General features: G+C 35.8%; 18 protein-coding genes. 6 read left to right on the forward strand and 12 right to left on the reverse strand.

The window, feature by feature from the left end; all coding sequences use genetic code 11:
- Positions 1 to 12 precede the first annotated feature (12 nt).
- Positions 13 to 501, reverse strand: coding sequence for a pantetheine-phosphate adenylyltransferase (gene coaD, locus AC5LXV_RS05295; RefSeq protein ID WP_110434395.1), 489 nt, complete (start codon positions 499 to 501; stop codon positions 13 to 15).
- 253 nt (positions 502 to 754) lie between these two features.
- On the opposite strand from coaD, the gene AC5LXV_RS05300 reads away from it, so the two are divergent.
- Entirely contained in the window at positions 755 to 1,750 is a 996-nt protein-coding gene (locus AC5LXV_RS05300; protein ID WP_493467562.1) for an alpha/beta fold hydrolase, read from the forward strand.
- A 204-nt stretch (positions 1,751 to 1,954) separates the two neighbouring features.
- Here AC5LXV_RS05300 and galM read toward each other — a convergent pair whose 3' ends face one another.
- From galM to trmB, 8 genes are all read right to left on the reverse strand, one after another.
- Positions 1,955 to 2,953, reverse strand: a complete 999-nt coding sequence (gene galM / locus AC5LXV_RS05305) for a galactose-1-epimerase (protein WP_493467563.1) — start codon at positions 2,951 to 2,953, stop codon at positions 1,955 to 1,957.
- Complete coding sequence (gene galK, locus AC5LXV_RS05310) at positions 2,944 to 4,101, reverse strand: galactokinase (RefSeq protein ID WP_493467564.1); 1,158 nt, start codon at positions 4,099 to 4,101, stop codon at positions 2,944 to 2,946. The genes galM and galK overlap by 10 nt, the downstream gene beginning before the upstream one ends.
- Positions 4,102 to 5,151 (reverse strand): galactose-1-phosphate uridylyltransferase, encoded by a 1,050-nt coding sequence (galT, locus tag AC5LXV_RS05315; protein ID WP_493467565.1) that lies wholly within the window; start codon positions 5,149 to 5,151, stop codon positions 4,102 to 4,104.
- Between the two features lie 67 nt (positions 5,152 to 5,218).
- A complete protein-coding gene (gene galE, locus AC5LXV_RS05320) occupies positions 5,219 to 6,235 on the reverse strand; it encodes a UDP-glucose 4-epimerase GalE (RefSeq protein ID WP_493467566.1) in 1,017 nt (338 codons plus the stop codon).
- Between the two features lie 39 nt (positions 6,236 to 6,274).
- Positions 6,275 to 7,549 carry an MFS transporter gene (locus tag AC5LXV_RS05325; RefSeq protein ID WP_493467567.1) on the reverse strand — a complete coding sequence of 425 codons (1,275 nt, stop codon included), beginning with the start codon at positions 7,547 to 7,549 and terminating at the stop codon, positions 6,275 to 6,277.
- 453 nt (positions 7,550 to 8,002) lie between these two features.
- A complete protein-coding gene (locus AC5LXV_RS05330) occupies positions 8,003 to 9,166 on the reverse strand; it encodes a histidine-type phosphatase (RefSeq protein WP_493451795.1) in 1,164 nt (387 codons plus the stop codon).
- Entirely contained in the window at positions 9,163 to 9,888 is a 726-nt protein-coding gene (gene nfsA, locus AC5LXV_RS05335) for an oxygen-insensitive NADPH nitroreductase (protein ID WP_493451794.1), read from the reverse strand. The genes AC5LXV_RS05330 and nfsA overlap by 4 nt, the downstream gene beginning before the upstream one ends.
- A gap of 18 nt (positions 9,889 to 9,906) precedes the next feature.
- Positions 9,907 to 10,608 (reverse strand): tRNA (guanosine(46)-N7)-methyltransferase TrmB, encoded by a 702-nt coding sequence (trmB, locus tag AC5LXV_RS05340; protein WP_493451793.1) that lies wholly within the window; start codon positions 10,606 to 10,608, stop codon positions 9,907 to 9,909.
- Between the two features lie 259 nt (positions 10,609 to 10,867).
- On the opposite strand from trmB, the gene AC5LXV_RS05345 reads away from it, so the two are divergent.
- Positions 10,868 to 11,815, forward strand: a complete 948-nt coding sequence (locus AC5LXV_RS05345) for a ribose-phosphate pyrophosphokinase (RefSeq protein ID WP_034883364.1) — start codon at positions 10,868 to 10,870, stop codon at positions 11,813 to 11,815.
- 78 nt (positions 11,816 to 11,893) lie between these two features.
- On the forward strand, positions 11,894 to 12,478 hold the full coding sequence (gene pth, locus AC5LXV_RS05350) for an aminoacyl-tRNA hydrolase (RefSeq protein ID WP_110424142.1): 585 nt from the start codon (positions 11,894 to 11,896) through the stop codon (positions 12,476 to 12,478).
- A 90-nt stretch (positions 12,479 to 12,568) separates the two neighbouring features.
- Here the strand turns inward: pth and AC5LXV_RS05355 are convergent, their stop codons facing one another.
- From AC5LXV_RS05355 to AC5LXV_RS05365, 3 genes are all read right to left on the reverse strand, one after another.
- Positions 12,569 to 13,030: a DUF3597 domain-containing protein gene (locus tag AC5LXV_RS05355; RefSeq protein WP_110434385.1), complete on the reverse strand. Its 462-nt coding sequence runs from the start codon at positions 13,028 to 13,030 to the stop codon at positions 12,569 to 12,571.
- A gap of 632 nt (positions 13,031 to 13,662) precedes the next feature.
- Positions 13,663 to 14,844, reverse strand: a complete 1,182-nt coding sequence (gene uxuA, locus AC5LXV_RS05360; protein WP_493445958.1) for a mannonate dehydratase — start codon at positions 14,842 to 14,844, stop codon at positions 13,663 to 13,665.
- A 75-nt stretch (positions 14,845 to 14,919) separates the two neighbouring features.
- Positions 14,920 to 15,681: a GntR family transcriptional regulator gene (locus AC5LXV_RS05365; protein ID WP_110434383.1), complete on the reverse strand. Its 762-nt coding sequence runs from the start codon at positions 15,679 to 15,681 to the stop codon at positions 14,920 to 14,922.
- Positions 15,682 to 15,961: 280 nt separating this feature from the next.
- Here AC5LXV_RS05365 and AC5LXV_RS05370 point away from each other — a divergent pair, with 280 nt between their 5' ends.
- Genes AC5LXV_RS05370 through AC5LXV_RS05380 form a run of 3 tightly spaced genes read left to right on the forward strand, consistent with a single transcriptional unit; the run spans position 15,962 to position 20,166 of the window.
- Positions 15,962 to 17,431, forward strand: a complete 1,470-nt coding sequence (locus AC5LXV_RS05370; RefSeq protein WP_493467568.1) for a mannitol dehydrogenase family protein — start codon at positions 15,962 to 15,964, stop codon at positions 17,429 to 17,431.
- A 15-nt stretch (positions 17,432 to 17,446) separates the two neighbouring features.
- Complete coding sequence (uxaC, locus tag AC5LXV_RS05375) at positions 17,447 to 18,853, forward strand: glucuronate isomerase (RefSeq protein WP_493467569.1); 1,407 nt, start codon at positions 17,447 to 17,449, stop codon at positions 18,851 to 18,853.
- Between the two features lie 41 nt (positions 18,854 to 18,894).
- Positions 18,895 to 20,166 carry an MFS transporter gene (locus AC5LXV_RS05380; RefSeq protein ID WP_493467570.1) on the forward strand — a complete coding sequence of 424 codons (1,272 nt, stop codon included), beginning with the start codon at positions 18,895 to 18,897 and terminating at the stop codon, positions 20,164 to 20,166.
- Positions 20,167 to 20,306 lie beyond the last annotated feature (140 nt).

Here is a 20,306-nt window from a genome sequence, read left to right on the forward strand (position 1 = left end):
AATAAATCGACATTAGGTTAAACGTTTAAGAAGTTGGGTTTTAACATGTAAAGGTACTAAATTAGTGATATCACCACCATGGTAAGCCACATCTTTTACAATGGTAGATGAAATAAATCCCATCGCAATAGATGGCATTAAGAAGATAGTATCTAAATCGGATTTTAATGCGCGGTTCATTTCAGCTAATTGTCTTTCGTATTCGAAATCGTGAGTGGTTCTCACTCCTCTAACAATAACCGTCGCGGCATGTTTTTGGGCAAAGTCCGCCATAAGATTATCAAAACCAATCACTTCAACATTTAATAAGTGTTCAACTGATGTTGAGGCTAGGTTTACACGTTCATCTAAAGCAAATAGCGTTTTTTTATTAGGATTTTCTGCTATAGCAACAATTAAACGAGGAAATAGCTGGGAGGCTCGAGTAATCAGATCAATGTGACCATTGGTAATTGGATCAAATGTTCCCGGGAAAATAGCTGTGAGAGTTTTACTTTTCATTTATCTTATTATCCATCAGCGAATAGGAGAATATCATACCTAATTTTAGCTTGGATTGTTAGCTTAAGTATGCAAAATCTTCGTTTTTTTATGTTCAAAACCACCTTTCCTCATTGTTATTTGTAATTATAATTATAAATAAATTTGCTTAAAGGCTATGCTTGCTGATATGTTTTGTTGTTAATCTAAGCAGACTAATTAAAATAGTCATAATAAGTTTGTTTTGACTCTAGCCAATGCAGGTAATGTGAATATGATTGAAAAGAGTGACCATTTTATTAAGTCTTGTTATTCAGATGAGAATATCTTTATTAGACAGGTTAAGTTAAAAGATAATCATCAACCAGCAAACCATGAACCTTTGTTATTGATTCATGGTGCTAGAGTAGCCGGTATTGGTTCGTTTGATCTACCTGTCAAAGGGGGATCGTTAGCCGAAGATTTAGCTCTGGCTGGATTTGATATCTATATTATCGATTTACGAGGTTATGGTAAGTCAAGCCGTCCCAAAGAGATGTTGAATGCGCCGAATGAGTCTAAACCATTGGTTAGGACACCAGCGGCAATTGCTGATATCGGCTGCGCAGTAAAGCAAATTTTAAAATGGACTCATGCCCCAAAAGTCAATATGTTAGGGTGGGCCACAGGAGGACATTGGGCTGCCGCTTATGCCGAGCAACATAATGATAACGTGAAAAAACTGATTATTTATAACTCATTATATGGTGCTATAGATAATCACCAACTGTTAGGCAAAGGATCGGTATTTGAGGATAAGCAACACCTAGAAGAATTTAATCATGATATTGGCGGTTATCAGTTAAATACTCGAGAAAGCCTATTTACCGCGTGGGATTCGAGTATTCCCTTGGATAATAAAGAGTTATGGCGTGATCCTTTAGTTGCTAATGCTTATGCTGAAGAAGCAATCAATTCTGATCCTCAATCTTTTTCGCATTTACCTCCACAATTTCGCTCACCAACGGGTGCCATGGCTGATAGTTTTGAGTTAGCGATTGGTAAAAAACAGTGGCAGGCCAAACATTTGACGATGCCAATATTAGTTATTTTTTCACAAAATGATTTTTGGAGCCGTAAAGCGGATGCAGTAGCGATAGTTAATGAAGCTCAGCAAGCGCAACTTGTGGAAATACCTAACGGCACGCATTTTGCCCATTTGGATCGCAATAAATATGGCAGAAGTTTATTTACTTCTTCTGTGATTGATTTTCTTAAATCAGATAGATAGTTTTTATAAGTTTATTTTGCCGATTTGATTGAAGAAATTTAATCATTTCTATCATAATTTATGGTGTTTTTAAGGTTGAAAAAAATGTTCCTCAACTTTTTTATTATTTTAAATCGGTTAGCGTTAAGCAGAGATTTGTTGAACTGTTTATTATTGATGAAGTTATTCACTCTTCATCAATAATAAAAAATAGTGAGAATCCATTTATTGATTTATAAAAAACTGATAACAAATTTGCTGATGATAAGTTTGTTCCGGCTCTAAGAAACAGCTTGGTTGTGGCCATGTCGGATGATGTGGACTATCAGGTAAAAACTGTGCTTCTAATGCCACCCCCGCAAAATTAGCGTATTGACTATTATGACGATTTGGCGTGTGGGCTAAAAAGTTACCCGTATATACTTGTAGGGCAGGGTAAGACGTAGTTACGTCCATCGTTACTTTTTTATCTGATGAGACAAGTTGAGCTGCGACCGATTTTGATTTATCTAATAGATAAGCGTGATCATAGCCACCAGTAATTTTTCGAGCTGAACTAGTTAATAAATTATTAGCTATCACTCGCAACTGTCTTAAATCCATATCACCTTCCGTCACATTAACTAAATCGCTATTCGGAATACCAGTAGCATCGACCGGTAGATAATAGTCAGCATTCACTTTTAAACTGTGTGCAAGTATATTTTCGGTTTCACCATCTAAATTAAAATAGGCATGATTTGTTAAGTTAACTGGTGTGCATTTGCTAGTATTCGCATAATATTCAATATTTACCTGATTATCGTCAGTTAACGTATAACTAGCCGTAACTTTAAGTTCGCCTGGATAGCCTTGGTCACCATCAGGAGAAATTAAGCTAAATACAATTTGTTGGTTCGATTGTGATTCAATTTTCCATAATTGCTTATCAAAACCTTGTTTGCCACCATGTAATTGATTAACACCTTGATTGGCAGTAAGTTGATAGTGTTTGCCTGCGATATCTATTTGCGCATTTGCAATGCGGTTAGCATAACGTCCAATGGTCGCACCTAAATAAGCATCTTGCTGTTGGTATTGTTCGAATGATTGGCAACCAAGTAGTAACTCACGCTTCTCTTCGCCAACTGGAATGATACAGGAAAGCCAAGTAGCTCCCCAATTGGACAGTTTAATTTGCATGCCTTGACGGTTTGTCAGCGTAATAATGTGTTTTACAGACATAGTTTATGTGCCCCTTCACTTGGCTGGCAAATATAAAAATCTGCTTTGATTGCAAATTTTTTATGGTAGTTTTGGCTTACCGCATCTTTGACATCACCAACTTTATCTTTAGGAACTAGGGCAACAACACAGCCACCAAAACCACCGCCAGTCATTCGCACACCGCCTTGATTGCCAATAACGCCTTGAACAATGTTAACTAGATAATCAATTGCTGGTACGGTGATTTGAAAATCATCGCGCATAGAGTTGTGACTTTCAGCCATTAATTTAGAGAGTAGTGGATAATCCTCATTAGCCAGCGCGTGAGCGGCTTTAAGTGTGCGTTCATTTTCCGTTATGACATGATGAGCCCGTTTATAAACAATAGGATCGAGCGAGGCTTGGATCTGTAATAAATCAACTAACGAAGCATCACGAAGTGCTTTAACACCAAGTGCTTTGGCTGCTGCTTCACATTGCTTGCGACGAGTATTATATTCACTATCAACTAATCCACGCTTGATATTGGAGTTAATAATCACAACCGCGAGATCTTCAGGAATTGAAACAGGTGATACTTCAAGTGATCGGCAGTCAATTAATAAAGCATGTTGTGCTTGACCAAGTGAGGATATTAATTGATCCATAATGCCACAATTACAGCCAACAAACTGATTTTCAGCTTCTTGGCCGATTAAGGCTATTTGTTTGCCATCTAAAGGTAAATCAAAAAGTACTTGAAACATTTTGCCAATTGCTACTTCAAGTGAGGCCGATGAGCTTAAACCTGCACCTTGAGGTACATTACCACTAATAGCAAAATCAACACCGCTAATATTTTTAGTATATTTGATGATATGTTTAATTACCCCTCGGACATAATTAGCCCATTGATAATTTGGATGTTTCTCAATTTCTGAATCAAGCAAAAACTGGTCTTGTTCATTATTGTAATCAACAGCAATTACACGAATTAAGTTGTCAGAACGTTTATGGCAGCTAATAACTGTTTGATAATCGATGGCGCAAGGTAAAACAAAACCATCATTGTAATCAGTATGTTCGCCAATCAAATTAACTCGCCCGGGAGCTTCAACAACGGTATCTGGTTTATAACCAAATATAGCTGTAAAAGCTTGTATGGTTTTATTGATTAATGCTTTCATCTATTTATCCTTTTCATCTTTATAATGCTCATCACTAACGTTGCGCAACCTTTCGGCAGCTTGTTCTGGTGTTAAATCCCGTTGAACTTCAGCAAACATTTCATAACCAACCATAAACTTTTTAATAGTAGCTGAACGTAATAGTGGCGGATAAAAATGGGCATGTACTTGCCAATAATCACTATTGCCAGCGACAAACGGTGCCCCATGCCATCCCATCGAATACGGGAAAGAACAGTTAAACAAATTGTCATAGCGACAGGTTAGTTTTTTTAAGGCAATGGCTAAATCTTTCTGCTCTTCCTGATTAAGCATGGTTAATCTAGCAACATGTGTTTTCGGCAATAGCAGCGTTTCAAAAGGCCATATTGCCCAAAAAGGCACGACAGCTAGCCAATGCTCTGTTTCAACCACAATGCGTTCTTGATTAGTTAACTCTTTTTCTACATAATCGACTAATAAATTTCGGCCATATTTTTGAAAATAGTTGCGCATATTGCTATCTTCTCGCGCAATTTCATTGGGGATAAAACTATTCGCCCAAACTTGTCCATGTGGATGGGGATTTGAACAGCCCATGGCTGAGCCTTTATTTTCAAATATTTGTACCCAAGGGTAGTGTTTACCTAGCTCCTGTTGTTGGCTTATCCACGTTTTTATCACTGTTTCAATTGCTGGTAGATCGAGTTCGGGTAGAGTTTTACTGTGATCGGGGGAGAAGCAGATCACTCGACTTGTTCCTTTAGCACTTTGAATTTGAAATAAAGGATCGTTACTATTGGCTGAATTAGGTGTGTCTTCCATTAATGCAGCAAAATCATTGGTAAAGACGTAGGTACCCGTATAATTAGGATTTATATCACCGGTGACTCGTTTATTGCCCGGACATAAATAACAATTTGGATCATGATGGGGTTTTGGTTCTTCATTTAAGGTCTCTTGCTGACCTTGCCAAGGCCGTTTTGCTCGATGTGGCGAAACTAACACCCATTGGTCGGTCAATGGGTTATAGCGGCGATGAGGATGGTCAACTGGGTTAAAAATATCCATTTTTGCCTCTTTAATTATGATGTTGCGACTATTGTTGTATAAATACAACTGTTGCGTAAATATAACCTTAATCGGGATAACCTTGTGGATTTTTAGATTGCCAATTCCATGAATCTTTAACCATATCATCAAGGGTTAATTTGGTTTTCCAACCTAACAGCTGTTCAGCTTTCTTGGCATCAGCCCAAAATGCAGGCAAGTCGCCAGCACGTCTTGGCGCAAACTGCCAATTAAGTGGTTTACCGGATGCCTTTTCGAAGGCCTTAATCACTTGTAGCACACTGAAGCCTACTCCCGAGCCTAAATTGTAGATATGTACACCGGCTCTATTTTGGTCAGCTTTAAGTGCAGCGATATGACCATCCGCTAAATCAACAACATGAATAAAGTCTCGCACGCAGGTACCATCAACAGTTGGGTAATCATTACCAAATACCGATAATGACTCGCGCTTACCTACGGCAACTTGGGTGATAAATGGCATAAGATTATTAGGTACGCCAAGCGGATCTTCTCCCATCAAACCACTTGGATGCGCACCGACAGGATTAAAATATCGCAATAATGTTAAGGACCAATCAGGTTCAGCAACCGCTAAATCCATCATGCACTGTTCAACCATAAGTTTACTCTTACCATATGGGCTAGAGGGTAACCCTTGCGGTAAGGTTTCGACGTAAGGAATCGGCGCTAGCTCACCATATACTGTGGCAGATGAACTAAAAACCAACTGTTTTACACCAGCATCACGCATTGCTTTCATTAAGACAATACTGCCGTAAACATTATTTTCATAATATTCAAGTGGCTTATAGACTGATTCACCAACGGCTTTTAATCCAGCAAAGTGAATAACGGCTTTGATATCATGTTCTTTAAAAATTGTTGCTAATATATTTGCATCACATACATCGCCATGATAAAAATCGATTGATTGTCCTGTGATGGTTTTTATTCTTTCCAATACCGAGGCTTTACTATTAAATAAATTGTCAATAATAATTGGAGTATATCCGGCAAGAATTAATTGAACACAAGTATGACTGCCGATATATCCACAACCACCCGTTACTAATATTTTCATCTTGATACCTTAACATATGCTAATTCTAATTAATTTGTACTAATTTTCCGATTCTTCAATCTTATTATGTTTAAACAAATCCCACGGTCCTCGACCTGATAACGTAAAGGACGAGATTAGTGTAAAGCTAAATGCGATTAAGCCGAGCACTAAATAAGCTCCTTCAAATCCAATTTTAACATACATTTGACCTGCAAAGGTGGACATAAACATAATAGATAGTTGTTTTGCGAAACAGAAAGCAATTAAGTATACCGTTGCTGAAAAACGAATCGGAAAATGTTTGGTAATATATTTAAATGCACCGACAAGCAATAGTGGTGCCTCAAACATATGTAATGTTTTTAAGATAACCACTTCAACAGCTGAACTGGCGAAGGCTGAACCTGTTATGCGAATTGACATGATCGCCCCAGCAACTAATAGGGTATTTTTGCTGCCAATTTTCATAACAATAACTGGCGCAAAAAACATCACAGTCGCATTTAAAAATTCACCTAATGTGGTGACATAGCCGAAGGCCTCACGCCCTACCTGTTCACTGGAGAAGAATGAAGTGAAGAAGTTGGCAAATTGTTGGTCAAATACTTCATAAGTACAAGCTACACCAACAATGTAGAGCATAAAGAACCAAATCTTAGGCATTCTTAGTAGATCCACCGCCAATTTTAAGTTAAATGGTTCAGGTTTGTTTAAGCCCATTTGTTCAACAACATCCGTGGTAGGCGTTTTAGCCGGATCAGCAATTTTGACTAAAATTAATAATACTAAAGCGAATCCTGAACATAACCAATAAACGGCATTAACATCTTTGGATATCATAATCCCGACAAATGAAGCGCAAATCGCCCAGCCAAAACAACCAAACATCCGACAACGACCAAATTCGAAACCGCTTCGTCTACTGATTTTTTCAACTAAAGCTTCAATTGCCGGTGCGCCACCACTAAATACCATACCTAAATATAAACCACCAGCAGTAGCACCAAGCGTTACATTTAATTTGAGTAAAGGACCTAATATAAAAATAAAGAATGGCCCAAATAGCACCAATAGAAAGGTGATCATCCAAAGTAGGTGTTTTCTTAAACCTAATTTATCGGATATCAATCCAAATACTGGTTGAAAGAATAATGCAAATAGCGAAATAAATGAGAAAACATATCCTGTATCAGCTTGATCTAAGCCAATCATTTTTAACCAGACTGGAAAAAAGGGGAAATAAGCTCCCATGATAAAGAAATAAAGAAAAAAGTAGAGGCTAAATACCCAATAGTTTTTGTTGCGCATTGTCGACTTAATTTTCTGATTCATAATGAACTTCCTTTGCTAAGCTTTAAATGATTACTTAATCATCTAGAAATCGCTTACATTTTAAATAAACAAAAAGCGATAAATTGCTCAGGATGATAGCATTTAAAATTGGGCAAAAAAGTGATCTAGTTAACATTTTGTGAAATCGCTTACATTTTTGTAAGTATTAATTTAGATGATTAATAATCTTAATTGTAATTACGAGAATTCAATGCGTTCCGTGGTAAAAGCGTTATTTATCTTTTAAGCAACTAATTATAGAGGTTTGTTTATGTCTGATTTTCAGGATTTTAACAGAATATCATTTATTTCATGGTATCGATTACATTTTTTATGGTGGCAATGACCAAGTTATATAAAATCAGGGAAAACAATTTTAAGTCTATTAGCTATTTTGTAGATTGTCTAATGACTTAAAGCTAGTAGCCATATAGACAATCTAATTAATTAAACTTAGGGTTGAAAATCTTTTATACGTTTTTCAAAATCATGCCACGAATAAAAACCATCACTATTCGGTGTCGCATTTAGCAACTTGAGTTGATAATGTTGTGGAGGATTATTAATATCAATCGCTTCGCCAGTATATAGCTGTTCAAAACTTTGGTAGACGTATTCAGCTTTAAAAAAGTATTTGCCGGATGTGACATGTCGATAACGTTGTAAGATAACCATGCCACCAATTGGTGTATTTTCAAATTGGTTTGGCAGCTGATATGGTGCAAAATCCAAAGCGCCGAGCAGTGCGGCAATGGTACTATCATGACCGACCAGTAGATTGACTTTATGAGTTTTATTGTGTAATAAATCATCTATCTTATTAATTAATAATTTACTATTATGTCGAGCAATCGTTCTAGAATGAAAAACTAAGTCAATATAATGGTTGCGAATTTGCATCAATTGTTGCCACTGTTCTTGACTGGTTATTCTTCCCCAAGCAATATGCTCTTTAGGAAATGCCGAATAATACTGTAATAAAAAAGCATCGATGACACAAATACCAATGGCTAATGGCCCGCGTAGTTCAGGCTCTTGGTTTTTTACAAAATGAAGTTCATAAGGGATATCTGCAAAATCACATTTAAGTTCAGCATATAATTGTGAGTGTGAATAGTCTAATATATCCGATACCATTTTATATGCCGAGGCTAAATTTTTGAAGATCGACTCTTTTTGGTCAGCTTCTTCGATTTCTTTTAATACTTTTTGTTTAATTTCTGATGAGTCGTTTTTTACACTTGGATCAAAAATAGGGTCCATTTTTTCAATGGTATATTTATGCTCGATAGGAATATCATAACCAGCATAAGCGCCAGCAACTAAGAATTGAGCTGTCGCTACCGTTCTTTGAAGACTATTGGCATAAACATAGATATCTGGATTTTCAGGGGTGAGTTTAATATTTTGTTGCTCAAGCCATTGAGATAGATAATGGCCAAAAAAAGTTTCTAATACTCCACCTCGGGTGGTCAAATAACCATAAGCATGATCCCAGCTAGGCCATTTTAGTGGGCTGGACTTTTCTAAAAATGCTATCGTGTTTTCTAGCGGTGTACGGATACCGTGGCGGCTTAATATAACGACTTTGTCTAATTGGTATTGATTGTTGTTCATTTAGTTATCCATCCTTGTTTATGCAAATAATTTAAAATGAAATCTCGTTGCCCTTTGATAATTGTTTCTGCGATTTTATCACTCCAACCATTGGTTTTTTGATTAGCCAGTCGATGCTCATAGTACTTACGCATCTGAGTATCATATTGTGCTAATAATTGATGATTGATTGGTTGATAGTGATTTTCAAAAAAAACTAATTCTTTCGGTAATCTTGGTTTTAGATCTGGATTTTGGTCAGGATAACCAATACAAAGCCCAAAAAGCGGAAGAACATATTTAGGTAAGGCCAGTAATTGTGTTACTTTCTCAATATTATTGCGTAATCCGCCAATATAAACCGTGCCTAAACCTAATGATTCCGCTGCAATAACGGTATTTTGTGCCATAAGAGCCGTATCAATGCAACCCACTAAAAGCTGTTCTGCTTTTTCAAGGGGAATAGTTGGATCAATTTGAAAATGCCGATTAAAATCGGCACAGAACACCCAAAATTCAGGAGCCTGAAGTATATACTCCTGATCTCCCGCATAATGTGCTAGTTTTGAGCGATTCTCGCTATCAGTAATTCTAATTATTGTCGCGCATTGTAGAAAATTGGAACTTGGAGCCGATTGTGCAGCTTGAACAAGTGATTCTATCTGCTCTGTAGTTAATGCCGTTGATTGGTAAGACCGAATTGAACGACGATGACAAATTATATCAATTGTTTTATTTTGCATAATGGCTCCTTAATACCACTATTTTTTTATAAATTGTAAATCCCAAACACCATGACCTAAATTTTGACCACGTTTTTCAAATTTGGTAATAGGGCGATCTTCGGGTCTTGGAATGTAGTCGCCTGTCGCTGATAAATTTTCAAAACCTTCAGCTTCGGTTAAAACCTCTAACATATGTTCAGCATAATTTTGCCAGTCGGTAGCTAAATGTAAAATACCGCCTTCTTTCAATTTTTGCCGAATTAATTGTACAAATTGTGGTTGAATAATGCGGCGTTTGTTGTGTCTTGCTTTATGCCATGGATCGGGAAAGAAGATTTGTACTTTATCTAATGATTCATTAGGTATCATGTTTTCTAAAACTTCAACGGCATCATGACACATCACTTTTAAATTAGTTAATTGTTTTTCCTCAATAGCCATTAAACAGGCACCGACACCAGGTCGATGGACTTCAATACCTATAAAATTTTTGTCTGGAGAGGCGTTAGCCATTTCAATTAATGAAGCGCCCATACCAAAACCGATTTCTAATATTGTCGGTTTATTCTCCTCAACAGAGATTAATGAATTTGCATTATATTCAATGCTATATATAGGCCATAAATGAGTTAAAGCCTGTTGTTGCCCTTTGGTTAAGCGACCTTGTCGCAATACAAAACTACGTATTGTTCGTTTAGATTCTGTCTGTTGATTATTGGTTTTTAATTGTTCACTCATTGCGTATCTGCTGTTATTGTTAAATAGTTTATCAAGGTAATTGTTCACCTTTGTTGTACAGTAGTTTAACCGATTTTTAATCCACTTCAAAAAACATCTTGTTACTTATTTTTCTATATATAATAGTGACAGATATAAAATATTTGTAAGAATTTTTTATAATCTGGTTGAGGATGATCTGTAAATGATTATATAATTATAACTCCGATTTAACCGATTACGTTTTATGTAATCATGATTACATGCTTGAGGATTTCTCGTGCCTGATATGAAGCTGTTTGCTGGTAACGCCACACCCGAACTAGCAAAACGTATAGCTAATCGTCTTTATACTTCCCTTGGTGATATTATTGTTAGCCGTTTTAGTGACGGTGAAGTCAATGTCCAAATTAATGAAAATGTCCGTGGTGAAGATGTTTTTATTATCCAATCAACTTGTGCGCCTACAAATGACAATTTAATGGAATTATTAGTAATGATTGATGCAATGCGTCGAGCATCTGCCGGTCGTATTACTGCTGTTATTCCTTATTTTGGATATGCAAGGCAGGATCGCCGAGTGCGTTCAGCTCGAGTTCCTATTACTGCCAAAGTTGTTGCAGACTTTTTATCAACTGTTGGTGTTGATAGGGTTTTAACTGTTGATCTTCATGCTGAACAGATTCAAGGCTTTTTTGATGTACCAGTTGATAATGTATTTGGTAGCCCTGTGATTTTAGAAGATATGTTACAACGTGATTTTGAACGCCCAATCGTGGTATCTCCGGATATTGGTGGTGTGGTTCGAGCGCGTGCGATAGCCAAACTTTTAAATGATACAGATATGGCGATTATTGATAAACGCCGTCAACGTGCTAATGAAGCAGAAGTGATGAATATTATTGGTGATGTCGCAGACCGAGATTGTATTTTAGTTGATGACATGATCGATACTGCTGGAACGCTTTGTAAAGCGGCTGATGCATTAAAAGCTCGCGGAGCAAAACGTGTTTTCGCTTATGCTACTCACCCAATTTTCTCAGGAAAAGCGGTTAGTAACATTAAAAATTCTGCCATTGATGAAATCGTAGTTTGTGACACAATTCCATTAACTGCTGAAGTTAAAGGATTAAATAATGTGCGTCAACTTACATTATCAGGCATGCTTGCTGAAGCAATTCGACGTATTAGTAACGAAGAATCAATTTCAGCAATGTTCCATCAATAATCTTTTCTTGCCAATTAGATAAATGCCCCCTCATAGGGGCTTTTTACTAATAACCGAATAATTAATGATTAAACTATTATGACAACAATCAAACTTATTGTAGGCTTAGCAAATCCCGGTAATGAATATGCGGCAACTCGCCATAATGCTGGTGCTTGGTATGTGGATCTTCTTGCTGAACGTTATAATCAACCATTAAAAAATGATCCTAAATTTTTTGGATACACTACCCGAATTAATCTTAATGGTCATGATGTCCGTTTGCTGGTACCAACAACCTTTATGAATTTGAGTGGAAAAGCGGTTCAAGCGATGGCGTCTTTTTATCAAATTCAACCTGATGAGATATTGGTTGCTCATGATGAGTTAGATCTTAATCCCGGTATTGCTAAATTGAAATTTGGCGGTAGTCATGGTGGTCATAATGGTTTGAAAGATATTGCCAGTAAACTTGGCAATAATCTGAATTTTTATCGATTAAGAATTGGAATTGGGCATCCAGGCGATAAAAATAAAGTCGTCGGTTATGTATTAAATAAACCATCTAAACCTGAACAAGAGTTAATTGATAAAGCTATTGATGAATCAGTGTATTGTACCAATATTCTATTAACGGACGGCATAGAAAGTGCGATGAATCGTCTGCATTCATTCAAAGCTTAAACTTGCTAAAAATAACCTGTCCCGTAATAAATTAAACATAAAAAATCCACCTGATGAACAGGTGGATGACAAATCACGTATCCATTCAGACTAAGAAAATAAGTGAGAAACGTTACCGCCTTTCTCTGCAATTTTTTTCATTACTTCTTTGATTAACCATGTATTCATTGCGGCGGTGTCGTCTGTGCTACCAGTATAATTAAGTTCAGTTGCTAATTTTTTGCGTGCATCTAAACTGTTATCAATACCTAATAATTTCAATAAATCAACAATTGAAGTTTTCCAATTAAGTTTTTCAGGAAATTTTTTAGCCAAATTATCCAAAATTGACATAACGTCGACTTGAGATATAGGCGTTTTGTTTTCTGAGGAATTTTGTTGATTTTGATCGGAATTACTGTTATTTCCGGTATTGTCGGTATTGGTAGAAGTTTTGTCTTTAACGGTGTCAGTAATTTTATCAACTTGCTCTTTCACCGCATCTTTTGCATGACCTACAGCGGCCTGTGCGCTTGGAAATATTTTAGAAAAAATATTATTTAAGATACCCATTTTACACCCCTTATGTTTAAACTGCTTATTAAAAAACTGCTTAACGATACAGATGTAGAAAATATCCCCTAAAGTATAGCGGTTAAATATAAATAGTGTCAAAGCTAGAATTAACTGATAGCATTTTTTGTAATATCGAATTAAGGGTGTACAAAGATACCTTTTGCTTTTATTGAATATTCTTTTTTGAAATTATTTAATTATTAATTTAAACGGATTGATTTTTTTACTATAAAAATTTATTATACCAATTTGTACAAGTAATGTGATTTGTGTCACGTTATTTAACAAATTCAGCAATATATTGGTTTAAAATAGTAGTATTATTTGGTTTACCAATTATAATACAGCCTCTATTAATTAGCCTTAAATCATTGAACATTAGTCTAAACGAAGAAATTAATCTATGAATTTTATTCTTCAATTTGATTTGAAGGTGTTCTAAATAGTAAATATCGATAATTAATTATGCAAATAATTAGTTATAATAAAAACTTCCTAACAATATAAGGAAAATAGCGTGTATATCACGCTATTTTTATGTGCAAATTAAGATAATAAAAGAGCCCATTATTATGGGCTCTTTAACTAAGATAACTAAGAAATTAAGATAATTAAAAAATAATTAAATTTTACTCAAAAAATGCACGTCTAATTGCATATTCAACGCCACGAATTTCTGCTAAACCTCTTAAGCGGCCTATCGCCGAATAGCCAGGATTAGTTTTTTTATTAAGATCGTCAAGCATTTGGTGACCGTGATCTGGACGAACAGGTATTGAACGTTTAATTCCCGCTTTTTTACGTCGTTCTTCTTCAGCAATCAGTACTTTAATTACTCCATACATATCAACATCACCAGCTAAATGATCGCCTTCATGGAAAGATAATGGATTATTTTCACGAACTGTTGCACGTAAATGAATAAAATGAACGCGATCAGCAAATTTTTCCGCCATTGTCACAAGATCATTATCGCTACGAACACCATAAGAACCAGTACAGAAACAGAATCCGTTATGGATACTATCAACAGTCTCTTTCATCCATTGCATATCTTCGATGGTTGAAACAATACGTGGTAAACCTAAAATTGGTCTAGGAGGATCATCTGGATGAACGGTTAAAACTACACCAACTTCTTCTGCGACTGGAACAATAGCTTTTAAGAAATAAGCAAAGTTTTCGCGTAACTTAGCTTTATCAATACCATCATAAGTGGCAAGATGAGCTCGGAATTGATCGAGTGAATAACCCTCTTCAGCACCAGGTAAACCAGCAATAATATTGCCAACCAGTTTATCTTTATCGGCTTGAGACATTTGTTCAAAATAACTTTTTGCTGCCAGTATATCTTCTGGTGTGTAATCTTTTTCGGCATTAGGTCGTTTTAAAATATGAATATCAAATGCTGCAAAAGCAATTTGATCAAAGCGTAATGCTCGAGAACCATCCGGTAATTGATAACCAAGATCGGTACGTGTCCAATCTAATACAGGCATAAAGTTGTAACAAACTGTATCAATACCACAAGCAGCTAAATTACGAATTGATTGTTGATAGTTGGCAATATGTTGTTCAAAATTACCAGAATGGGTTTTAATTTCTTCATGAACAGGAATACTTTCAACAACAGACCAAGTAAGACCACTGTCTTCAATCATTTTTTTTCGTTTTTCAATCTCATCAATTGTCCAAACTTCACCATTAGGTATATGGTGTAAGGCGGTAACAATTCCTGTTGCCCCTGATTGTCTAATATCGGCCAATGATACAGGGTCGTTAGGTCCAAACCAGCGCATTGTTTGTTCCATCTAAAATCTCCTCAATGATTTTTCATTTACTAATTTATTCTAAAATGAAGATCCATAAACAATGCATATTTGTTTCTATTGGTTAACAATAGTGACTGGAATAGAGTCAAATAAATAACCATCAAAATTTGGATCTTCACTGTCAGAAACTGTCATTAATGTTTGTTTAACATTTTCCAAGTGTTGCCACATAGCGTGACGTGCCGCCATTGAATCTTTTAATTGTAGTGCCTGTAGAATTCTTTCATGATCATATAACCATTTTTTTCGATAACTATGATCAATTATTCTACTTTGCAATTGGTCCCACATTTTACTCGATGAACGTTTTGACCATAAGTCTTCTAACAGACGCTCAAGTATTGAGTTCTTTGTGGCTCGAGCTATTGCAACATGAAACATTTCATCGGCACTATAGTCATCAAGTACTTCTTGTTCTAAAGTTTGCCGTTCTTGTTCAATTATAGTTCTTAACTCAATAATATCGGACTTTACAATTTGTGACGCAGCAAATGCGGCGATGTTACTTTCAAGAAGTTGTCTTGCTTGTAACAGCTCAAATGGGCCAAAATCTTCTTCCTCTATTTCTCTATCTTTTTCGGATAAGAACTCGTCAGGTAAACCAATAACATAAACACCAGAACCTTTTTTTACGGCAACTAATTTTTCAAGCTCTAACATAATTAATGCTTCTCGAACTACCGTACGACTAACATTAAAAGTTTCTGCAATATCTCTTTCTGGTGGTAGTCGGTCACCAATTTTAAAGGTACCACTAGTTAATAATGATTTTAACTCATTACCAATTTTTTGATAGAGTCGATGGACCCTTGGCATAATCTATAATCCTCAGAATTCTATTAAGTTTGTTGCAGATAATTATACGCTAATTATCACAACTCCTCTAAGTGAATAATCAAAGAAATATATAACACCGTTAAATTGGTGTACCAATGTTGTTATGCATTATAGAGATTTTAGCAAACATCCTCATAAAATAAACCAAAAAATGTGATATAAGTCACAAAAATTAAAAAATATAGATGAAAAATTTGTCAACAAATGAAAATATGTCTAACCAATAAATGTTGTTAACTAGTTAATCATGGTATAAAAAATGCTCAATTTATTAAAAACCCCACAATCAATTAAAAATAAACCTTTATACAATAGGCAAACAATGACTGCTCGTATTGTTCATATCGGTTTCGGCGCCTTTCATAGAGCACATCAGGCATTATTTACTGATCGCCTGTTAAATAAAGGCAATAGTGATTGGGCTATTTGTGAAGTGAATATTGTTGGAGGGGAGGAGTTAATCAATGATATTCGTAAACAAGATCATCTCTATACAGTATTAGAAAAAGGGGCAACATCTAAACAAGCCTATATTATAGGTAGTGTTAAAGAGTCATTGTTAGCTCCAACTGATGGTATAGAAACAATTTTAGAAAAAATGGCTGATCCGCTGGTGGAAATTGTTTCGTTAACGGTGACAGAAAAAGGTTATTGTATGTTGCCTGGCGGAACAGGATTGGATTTGAATAATGAATTAATTAAAGCCGATTTAGCTTCACCAAGTAAACCTATGTCAGCGCCGGGCGTTATTGTTGAAGCATTACATAGAAGAATGCAACGAGGTTTAAAATCATTTACTGCTTTATCCTGCGATAACATGCCAGAAAATGGTTTAGTTTTGCGCAAAGCTATTTTAGATTTAGCCAATGCCCGTGATCCAGAGTTAGCAAAATGGATTGAAAGCAATACAACTTTCCCATGTACGATGGTTGACCGTATTGTTCCTGCCGCAACGCCTGAAACCTTAGAAGAAATCCAAGAGGAATTAGGCGGCGTGTTTGATCCTTGTGGTATTGCTTGTGAGCCATTCATTCAGTGGGTTATTGAGGATAATTTTGTAACATCTCGACCTAATTGGAATGAAGTTGGTGCTGAATTTGTTGATAATGTTGTTCCATATGAAGAGATGAAACTTCGAATGTTAAATGGTAGCCATTCATTCTTAGCTTATTTAGGTTATTTAGCTGGTTATGAGCATATTAATGATTGTATGAATGACGAAAATTATAAAAAAGCGACTTTATCATTAATGATGCAACAACAAGCACCAACTTTAAATGTTCCTTCACACATGAATTTACAACAATATGCTGAAAAACTTATTGAACGATTTAGTAATCCATCACTAAAACATCGAACATGGCAAATTGCTATGGATGGTACCCAAAAATTACCACAACGCATGCTTGACTCAATCCGTTGGCATATTAAGCATAATTCTGATTTTTCATTACTCGCTTTAGGCGTAGCCGGGTGGATACGTTATGTTGGTGGTATCGATGATAATCAACAAATAATCGATATTCGTGATCCAATGGTTGAGGAATTGAAACGACTTGTTGCTGCAAGTGATGATGGTATAGAAAGAGTTAACACTTTACTAAGTTTGGCTGCCGTTTTTGGATCTGATCTACCAAATAATGCATTATTTAAAGACAAAGTTACTCAGCATTATCTTTCATTAATGGAGAAAGGAGCCAAACAGACTATTAAGGATTTATCTTTATAAATTGGACGGAAAACAATGAAAAAATTTTTAGATGATAACTTTTTATTACAAACTGATGCGGCGCAAAGACTCTATTTTGATTACGCCAAAGATCAACCTATATATGATTATCATTGCCATTTACCACCTAAAGATATTGCTGAAAATAAAAACTTTGGTAATTTAGCTGAAATTTGGTTAGCCGGTGATCACTATAAATGGCGAGTATTACGCACAGCAGGTATCGATGAAAAATTTATTACCGGTGATGCTTCTGATTATGAAAAATACCTAACTTGGGCAAAAGTTGTTCCTTTGACGCTTGGAAATCCAATTTATCATTGGACTCATTTAGAGTTAAAAAGACCATTTGGTATAAAAGATATTCTTCTTAATGAAAAAACAGCGGATAAAATTTGGACAGAGGCAAATGCTAAATTAGCGACGGCTGAATTTTCAACTCGTGGTATTTTGACACAAATGAATGTCAAAGCAGTAGGCACAACAGATGATCCTATTGATTCACTTGAATATCATAAACAAATTGCATTAGATGGCTCATTGCAAACGAAAGTAAGGCCTAGTTGGCGACCAGATAAAGTCTTTAAAATCGAACTAACTGGTTTTGTTGATTATATCGCTCAATTAGGCAAAGTTGCTGATATTGAAATTAATAATTTTGAAAAACTACTTTGCGCATTAACCAAGCGGCTAGATCATTTCGAACAACATGGTTGTGAAGCAGCCGATCATGGTATTGAAATTTTACGTTATGCTGATATTCCTTCAGAAAAACAGCTCGATCACATATTAACCAAACGTCTTACTAATCAACCTCTTTCTGAATTAGAAATTGCGCAATTTAGTACTGCGGTGCTGGTTTGGTTAGGTAAGCAATATCATAAACGTAATTGGGTTATGCAATTACATTTAGGTGCACTACGTAATAATAATCAAAGAATGTTTAAGTTACTGGGTCCAGATGCTGGATTTGACTCGATTGGCGATAGACCAATTGCCGAACCTCTCTCTTCATTATTAGGTATTTTAGACTTAACGGATGAACTACCGAAAACTATTTTGTATTGCTTAAACCCTCGAGATAATGAAGTCCTAGTGACGATGGCCGGTAACTTTCAAGGTTCAGGTATTGCCGGAAAAATTCAATTTGGTTCAGGCTGGTGGTTCAATGACCAGAAAGATGGGATGGAACGCCAATTAATGCAACTTTCTCAAATGGGATTATTAAGTCAATTTGTCGGTATGCTAACTGATTCTCGTAGTTTCTTATCATTTACCAGACATGAATATTTTAGACGTATTCTCTGTAATCTAGTCGGCAATTGGATGGTTAATGGCGAAATTCCAGCTGATTTTGACTTAGTTGGCAACATGATTAGCAATATTTGTTTTAACAATGCAAATCATTATTTTTCTAAATAGTAATAATACGAATTAACATTAAATAGGACGAAGGAAACGAAATGAGAAAAATTCCAAAATTTCGATGGTGCATGATTTTACTTGTCTGCGCTATTACAATTATCAACTATCTTGATCGAACGGCATTAGGCGTTGCTGCGCCGACAATTTTAGAAACTACCGGTATTACTAAAGAGCAATATTCTTGGATAGTGAGTGCATTCCAGTTAGCTTACACCATAGGTCAACCTATTATGGGCTTCTTCATTGATACTATCGGTCTTCGACTTGGATTTGCTATCTGTGCCGTAATTTGGGGGCTAGCAACCATGGGGCATGCTTTGACAGGTACATGGCAAGGTTTAGCTTTCATGCGTGGGGTGATGGGTTTTAGTGAAGCATCAGCTATTCCGGCAGGAATAAAAACTGCATCGATATGGTTTCCTGCAAAAGAGAGAGGAATTGCGTCAGGTGTCTTTAATATGGGGACATCTTTTGGGGCTATGTTAGCGCCACCTTTAATTGCTTGGTGTATTTTATTCCAAGGTTGGCAGTTCGCTTTTGTTGTTTCAGGCTCATTAGCATTATTTGCTGCGCTTGCATGGTTTATTTTTTATCGTGATCCTAAAGATTCAAAAATATTATCTCCTGAAGAGCGAGAGTATATTGAAGCGGGACAAGAGAAATATTTAGGCGTCGATAACCAAAAAGAGAAGGTATCTCTTGCAACAATTCTTACTCAGCGTAATTTCTGGGGTATTGGTATTGCACGTTTTCTTGCTGACCCAGCGTGGGGAACAATTAATTTTTGGGTACCAATCTTCTTCGTTGAAACACTACATTTTAGTTTAAAAGAAATTGCTATGTTTGTTTGGTTACCATTTTTAATGGCTGATCTAGGTTGTTTAGCAAGTGGTTTTGTTGCCAAGTTTTTTAATGACCGAGGAGTATCTTTAATCAATTCAAGATTGATAACCTTTACTATCGGTGCAGTATTAATGATGACAATTGGTTTTGTTAGTATTGTCGAAAATCCATATTTAGCAGTATTTTTAATCAGCTTAGGTGGTTTTTCACATCAATTATTATCGACTGTAGCATCGACTTTAGGTGGCGATTTATTCAAGAAAAATCAAGTTGCGACCGCTGTTGGTATGGCTGGTGCTTGTGCTTGGACAGGGCAGTTAATATTTAACCTTTTCATTGGTGCATTCGTAGGCATAATTGGTTTTGGTCCATTCTTCATAGCTCTAGCGTTCTTCGATGTAATTGGCGCAATTGTACTTTGGACATTTATTCGAGAAAACAAAGTTAATAACAGTATCAGTAATTAATCATTAAAAACTAACAAATAATTAATATTAACTTCAATAGTTAGGCTCAAAATTTTTGAACCTAACTATCATTGTTGTTTGATTAATTGAACTATTTGACCTTTCTATTCATTTTCAATAAATCAAATAAAGTGTAAATA

Source organism: Gilliamella sp. LMG 34359 (assembly GCF_984569085.1).

What these genes read in the sequence shown, in the direction of transcription:
- coaD (WP_110434395.1), bottom strand. Translation starts at nt 501, where the DNA reads ATGAAAAGTAAAACTCTCACAGCTATTTTCCCGGGAACATTTGATCCA.
- galT (WP_493467565.1), bottom strand. Translation starts at nt 5,151, where the DNA reads ATGGATATTTTTAACCCAGTTGACCATCCTCATCGCCGCTATAACCCA.
- galK (WP_493467564.1), bottom strand. Translation starts at nt 4,101, where the DNA reads ATGAAAGCATTAATCAATAAAACCATACAAGCTTTTACAGCTATATTT.
- AC5LXV_RS05355 (WP_110434385.1), bottom strand. Translation starts at nt 13,030, where the DNA reads ATGGGTATCTTAAATAATATTTTTTCTAAAATATTTCCAAGCGCACAG.
- AC5LXV_RS05365 (WP_110434383.1), bottom strand. Translation starts at nt 15,681, where the DNA reads ATGCCAAGGGTCCATCGACTCTATCAAAAAATTGGTAATGAGTTAAAA.
- AC5LXV_RS05370 (WP_493467568.1), top strand. Translation starts at nt 15,962, where the DNA reads ATGCTCAATTTATTAAAAACCCCACAATCAATTAAAAATAAACCTTTA.
- galM (WP_493467563.1), bottom strand. Translation starts at nt 2,953, where the DNA reads ATGTCTGTAAAACACATTATTACGCTGACAAACCGTCAAGGCATGCAA.
- AC5LXV_RS05380 (WP_493467570.1), top strand. Translation starts at nt 18,895, where the DNA reads ATGAGAAAAATTCCAAAATTTCGATGGTGCATGATTTTACTTGTCTGC.
- nfsA (WP_493451794.1), bottom strand. Translation starts at nt 9,888, where the DNA reads ATGCAAAATAAAACAATTGATATAATTTGTCATCGTCGTTCAATTCGG.
- AC5LXV_RS05325 (WP_493467567.1), bottom strand. Translation starts at nt 7,549, where the DNA reads ATGAATCAGAAAATTAAGTCGACAATGCGCAACAAAAACTATTGGGTA.
- pth (WP_110424142.1), top strand. Translation starts at nt 11,894, where the DNA reads ATGACAACAATCAAACTTATTGTAGGCTTAGCAAATCCCGGTAATGAA.
- uxuA (WP_493445958.1), bottom strand. Translation starts at nt 14,844, where the DNA reads ATGGAACAAACAATGCGCTGGTTTGGACCTAACGACCCTGTATCATTG.
- uxaC (WP_493467569.1), top strand. Translation starts at nt 17,447, where the DNA reads ATGAAAAAATTTTTAGATGATAACTTTTTATTACAAACTGATGCGGCG.
- AC5LXV_RS05330 (WP_493451795.1), bottom strand. Translation starts at nt 9,166, where the DNA reads ATGAACAACAATCAATACCAATTAGACAAAGTCGTTATATTAAGCCGC.
- galE (WP_493467566.1), bottom strand. Translation starts at nt 6,235, where the DNA reads ATGAAAATATTAGTAACGGGTGGTTGTGGATATATCGGCAGTCATACT.
- AC5LXV_RS05300 (WP_493467562.1), top strand. Translation starts at nt 755, where the DNA reads ATGATTGAAAAGAGTGACCATTTTATTAAGTCTTGTTATTCAGATGAG.
- trmB (WP_493451793.1), bottom strand. Translation starts at nt 10,608, where the DNA reads ATGAGTGAACAATTAAAAACCAATAATCAACAGACAGAATCTAAACGA.